General features: G+C 64.7%; 4 protein-coding genes. 1 reads left to right on the forward strand and 3 read right to left on the reverse strand.

Features of this window, described 5'->3' with window-relative positions; all coding sequences use genetic code 11:
* Positions 1 to 498: 498 nt before the first annotated feature.
* The 3 genes from ACFWGZ_RS19080 to ACFWGZ_RS19090 form a co-directional block, all read right to left on the reverse strand.
* Positions 499 to 1,311, reverse strand: a complete 813-nt coding sequence (locus ACFWGZ_RS19080) for a hypothetical protein (RefSeq protein WP_382452855.1) — start codon at positions 1,309 to 1,311, stop codon at positions 499 to 501.
* Positions 1,220 to 1,702: a hypothetical protein gene (locus ACFWGZ_RS19085; protein WP_382452856.1), complete on the reverse strand. Its 483-nt coding sequence runs from the start codon at positions 1,700 to 1,702 to the stop codon at positions 1,220 to 1,222. The genes ACFWGZ_RS19080 and ACFWGZ_RS19085 overlap by 92 nt, the downstream gene beginning before the upstream one ends.
* A gap of 245 nt (positions 1,703 to 1,947) precedes the next feature.
* Positions 1,948 to 2,742, reverse strand: a complete 795-nt coding sequence (locus tag ACFWGZ_RS19090; protein ID WP_382452857.1) for an abortive infection family protein — start codon at positions 2,740 to 2,742, stop codon at positions 1,948 to 1,950.
* A gap of 348 nt (positions 2,743 to 3,090) precedes the next feature.
* On the opposite strand from ACFWGZ_RS19090, the gene ACFWGZ_RS19095 reads away from it, so the two are divergent.
* Positions 3,091 to 4,587: a pentapeptide repeat-containing protein gene (locus tag ACFWGZ_RS19095; protein WP_382452858.1), complete on the forward strand. Its 1,497-nt coding sequence runs from the start codon at positions 3,091 to 3,093 to the stop codon at positions 4,585 to 4,587.
* Positions 4,588 to 4,944 lie beyond the last annotated feature (357 nt).

Below are 4,944 nucleotides of genomic sequence, written 5' to 3' on the forward strand. Positions count from 1 at the left end.
GGTCCGAGCGACCCGTCCCCACGTGCTACACGGGCGCGGATAGGCCGAACGATGACTCCACCACTAGGCTGCCGATACAAAACCGCTGGTCAAACCTGTTCCCATCCTTTGGTGCTCCCGCCCGAGGTCCGGCCCTCCGCGAAACGATCACGCGCAGGATGGTGCCCTCCCCGAGGTCCGGCCAGGGCGGCGGCACGTACCGAGATCACCAACGGCAGGAGGAAACGCCGCCGCCACCGGCCTCCGAATAATGCCTCGACCTCCGATGGATGACGCAGCTTCTGCATCTGACGAGCTGTGCTTGTCGCCGACGCTTGAAAACTGCCCCCTACCGGCGGGTGAGTACGGACCTCCGTCAACAGCGGAAGTGCTCAACATGAAGAACGGGGCGGAGATCCGCCGTCTTCGTCGATCTACCAGTCCGGGTCGAGACGTCGTTACCTCTGCGCCCGTCCCGGTGATGGAAAACGCTGCCGCTGCCGCGGGCAGGCCAGACGATCACCAGTCCATGTTCATAGCGCGATCCCGGCGATAGCTCATCGCCTCCACGTAGGCATCGAAGGCGTGCGCGTTCGCTGCGACTTCGGCACGGGCCTCGGCGTCGAAGGCGTAGTCCATGCCGTGCTCGATCCACATGATGGCATTGCGATAGGTACCCGCGGCGATCCAAGAGTCGAAGTCGTCGAGGACCGCGCAGATCCTGTTGTAGTCCTCAACGACGGCGGGCACGAGGCCGAAGTGCGGGGTCTTGCTGACCTTGCTCAGTGTCGCGGGGATGACACCGATCCCTGGGACGTGGAAGTGCACGGTCGCGCCCCGCTTATCGAACCCGCCGTGACCGTATGTGTTGCGGTAGGTCTCGGCGAGGTCCCGCAGCGCCTCGTACTTCTTTTGGGCGACCAAGTCGGCGTTCAAGTCGAAGAGGCGCTTGAACTTGTCGCCCCAGTTCAGGCCGATGAAGGCGGTGACGGTCTCTTTCTCGGGATCGAAGTCGGCGAACGCCAGGCACCCGACGAGGGTGTGCTCAAGCAGGCTGAAGTACGCCATGATCATGGCGAACGTGTTCCACCAGCCCTCCGAGTCAGCATTGGCCTGGCGGCGCCAGGCCGCGAAAGCCTCGACAAGGATGTGGGAGGCGTCATCCGCGTCCGTCTGCACCTCCACGCGCCCGTCGCCCCGGAAGGCGATCTCCGCGCCGTCGCGGAAGTAGCGGTAAGCCTCACGCAACCGGTGGTACTGGTTGCCTATCACGACGTCTCCCGCGCTGACCTGCTCCTTGCTGATCGGCTCCAACACCTTCTTCTCGACCACCTTCTGGCCCCCTGGCTGTGGCCTGCAGGATGCGCTGGAACAACCTCTCCGCTTCCGCCTCCTCGGCGACGCTGTTGCGGTCGACGTAGACGCGAAGCCCGAACTTCTCCGACGCGATGGAGCAGGTCGTCCCATCGACTTTGAAGACAAACTCCCAATCCAGCTTCTCCGAACGGCCCAGGCCGTAACACCCGAGGAAGAGGTAGATCAGCTTGACCACGGGGCTCAAGGGCAAAGAATCGCGGCTAACGGGAAAGCGCCACGAGGACGTATCACTGGACCGGGCGAACCCAGGCGCGCTCGACTCGGCGGGACCGAACCCGCGCATGACGCGCCCCAGCCTCGCCCGCACCTCATCCAGCATCTTGCTGGCATCGTCGCCTTCAGACATCAACCGCTCCTTTTGCGCCGACTTTCTACTCGATCACGCCGGCAAGGCTCGGCGTTAGCCACGTCACCCATCCAGTTGAGGACGCGACGTTCCGGCGGTCTCGGTCGTAGGCGTAATGAGCAACACGCACAAGCGGCATCGGCATCTGTGCTTGACGCAGCGCCTGTGTGTTCCCGCTCACCGTCGACAACGACGACATTTGTCTCGCCTGACACCCGCCCGTCTGCACGACAGACAGGGTCCTGCTAGAGCTGCTGCCTGTCGTGCAGGGTGTCCAGCATGAAGCCGCACCAGGCAATCGCGCTGCGAACTGCAAGACGCCCGTGACGCAGGTCGAGGTTCTGCGGTAGGTCGGCAGCACCGTGACCATCGCCCACAGCGTTGCGCATGTCGCTGATGGCGATGACGTAGCCGTGGAGCTTATCCATCAGGATTGCGACATCTCTGTCGTAACCCATCACTGACCTTCGGTCTACGCCAAGGGCTTCAGCCGCCTGCGTGGTCAACGCCGAGATGTTGCGATCGCTGTTCACCGTCGCCCCGCAGTCGAGGATGACCCGCTTAGCCACGGCTTCGATTAGGTTCTTGGCGCGACTGATCGCGGCTCCAGGATCAGCCGGCAACGCGGCCTCGATCCGGCCAAGTTCAAGCCGGAGAGACGACGCGTCGGTCACGGTGTTGTCCACCGCCGAACGCAACTCCTGAACGGCGGCCGAGATGTTGCCGCTGTCGCGATCGGCGATACGCGCCTCCAGCGGCGCAAGGGCCTTCTGCGCGTACTCCTTGAAGTACCCGGTACGCAGGGCGTGCGAGCCCGTACCGCTGTGCTCCGCCTTCGCAGCCGCAAGTGCTACATCGAGGGTCCGCCACGGGAACGGGTTGCGGATACCGAACGGCGTCAAAACCTTGGTGAGCGCCCTGTGCTGCTGGCGATACCGCGCCTTCTCCGGTGGCGCGTCCGTCATGGACCTGGTCGTGCCCGCGATGAGGATCGCCCGAACGTTCAGCACCAGTTCCTGCGCCTCCTCGGGGAGACCCACACGGGCTGGTCGTCCTCGGACCAATCATCATCTTCGTAGTCAGCACTCACCCGAAGAGGGTCGCACGGTCACACCCGCAGACCCGAACGGTTTGACCGGTGCCCCGACCTGCTCCGCTGCGGCCCGCACCCGCACCCCAGCCGCCCGCAGCCGGTCGTACTCCGCCAACTCGGATGCCCAGCCGTCCCTGATCTTGCTTCGTGATCTGGTCCGTCACCCTTCCACCCACCGCCTAGCTAGCCGGTCGCGGCCGCGGCCCTGCCGGTGACCGCGTGCACGCTCACGCCGATCTGGCAGCTCCCGGTCCTACCCGTGTTGCATACCGCGCCGTTTCCGCGACTTAGAGGCGTGACCGCCTCCGAAGCTGCACGTTCCCGCTGGCATCGCATGCTGACTTGGCATCGCTCGGACCAACAGCGGCCGAATCCGAACGATCGGCTGGTCGCCCGTCGGGAACACGACTGGGTGTCATGGCGTGTCCCAGGGCCGTCGTGGCACGTCGCGGCGCTGGGATTGGTCATCCTGGTGCTGGCTGTCGGCGGGTCGTTGTGGTTCGCGCTGGACTGGCTGGAACGCGTCGCCGCGCTGAGGACGGACCCGAACGCGTCGCTCAGCGGCAAAGACGTCGTATCCGCGAAGCTGGACGCGGTAAAGATCGCCTTGAGCGCGGTCGCCGGCGGGGTCGCGCTGTTCGCTCTGTACCTCGCGGTGCGCCGACAGATGACCGCCGAACGCGACCTGCGCGCCCAGCTGCACGCCCAAGCGCACACCCAGGACGATGCCAAGGCCCGCCGGGTTACTGAGCTCTACACCAAGGCCTCCGAACAGCTCGGCTCCGACAAGGCCCCGGTCCGGCTGGCCAGCCTTTATGCGCTGGAACGCCTCGGCCAGGACAACCCCGATCAGCGCGCCACGATCAGCCAACTGTGGTGCGCCTACCTACGCATGCCCTACACCTCACCGCCCCCAACCGCCACGCGCGTATCTGGTGGCGGGCCTCGCGCGCTGCTGTACACCCCGCCGCCCCCGACCGCCACGCGAGCGCCTGGAGGGGTGCACCGTCCGCTGCTTTACAACTCGCGTCGCCGGATCGATATCCAGCGGCCAAGACCTGCCGTCGGCACACCTGCAGGTCATGCAGCGGCTTCGCATGCGGAGGCGGTACTGGAACGCGACGTTCGTCTGTCCGTGCAACGCCTTCTGGCCAAGCACCTCCGCCGGAACACGAACGACCGGGGCCAGTCGCACGACGACTACTGGCCCGAAATTCTTGAACTCGACCTCACCGAGGCCACCCTGGTCGACCTTGACTTGAGCGAATGTCACCTCCCCACCATCCGCTTAGTCGGTGCGACCTTCATCGGCAGCATCGCAAGGTTCCAAAGCGCGGCCTTCGCTGGCAGTGCCCATTTCGAGCGTGCAACCTTTGGCGGGTACGCATACTTCGATAGCACGACTTTCACAGCTGGTGTCGGCTTCGGCGGCGCGACCTTCCGTGAGGCGTGGTTCACTGGCACGACCTTCTGCGCCGCTGCCGACTTCTATGGTGCGGTTTTCAACGGCGATGCCAAGTTCACCGGCGCGACCTTCCGTGAGACCCGGTTCATCGAAGTAACCTTCTTTGGCGATGCTCACTTCGACGGCGCAACCTTCTCCAGCGACGGCAAGTTCCACGACACTGCCTTCGCGTTAGTAGCCAGATGCAGCAACGCTCGCGTGCTCTTGGCCGACGGAGTCATGTCCCAGAGCACATGGCCGCCAGGCTGGATTTGTGCTTTGGTCGCATCGCCAGATGAGGACTTTCTGTGGGGGCAATTGGTTCCGGTGCCGGTGGTCTTAAGCTAGCTCGCCGTAATCGTCGAGGTAGGTCGCGAGGCAGTTGAGCGCTGCGCAAACGCCATCCCAGTCGAGTTCCTCGGTGACACGACACACGGCTGAGGCGTGCCGTGTCAGGCCGTCCGCCAACGCCTGTTCCCAGCACGCCAGCAGCGACCGTTCGCCCAGCGACTACTGACCGATCCCATACATGGTCACTCGACTTGAGGGGAAACGCCGGAGTGGGGACGGGTCCGAGCAACCCGTCCCCAGGCCGCTACTCTGGCGGGGATAGGTCGAACAATGACTCGACCACCAGGCTGCCGGCATAAAACCGCTGGTCAGTCCTGTTCCCATCCTTTGGTACTCCCGCCCGAGGTCCGGCCC

It is taken from the genome of Lentzea sp. NPDC060358 (assembly GCF_042725365.1).
Lineage (GTDB): Bacteria > Actinomycetota > Actinomycetes > Mycobacteriales > Pseudonocardiaceae > Lentzea.

What these genes read in the sequence shown, in the direction of transcription:
- ACFWGZ_RS19085 (WP_382452856.1), bottom strand. Translation starts at nt 1,702, where the DNA reads ATGTCTGAAGGCGACGATGCCAGCAAGATGCTGGATGAGGTGCGGGCG.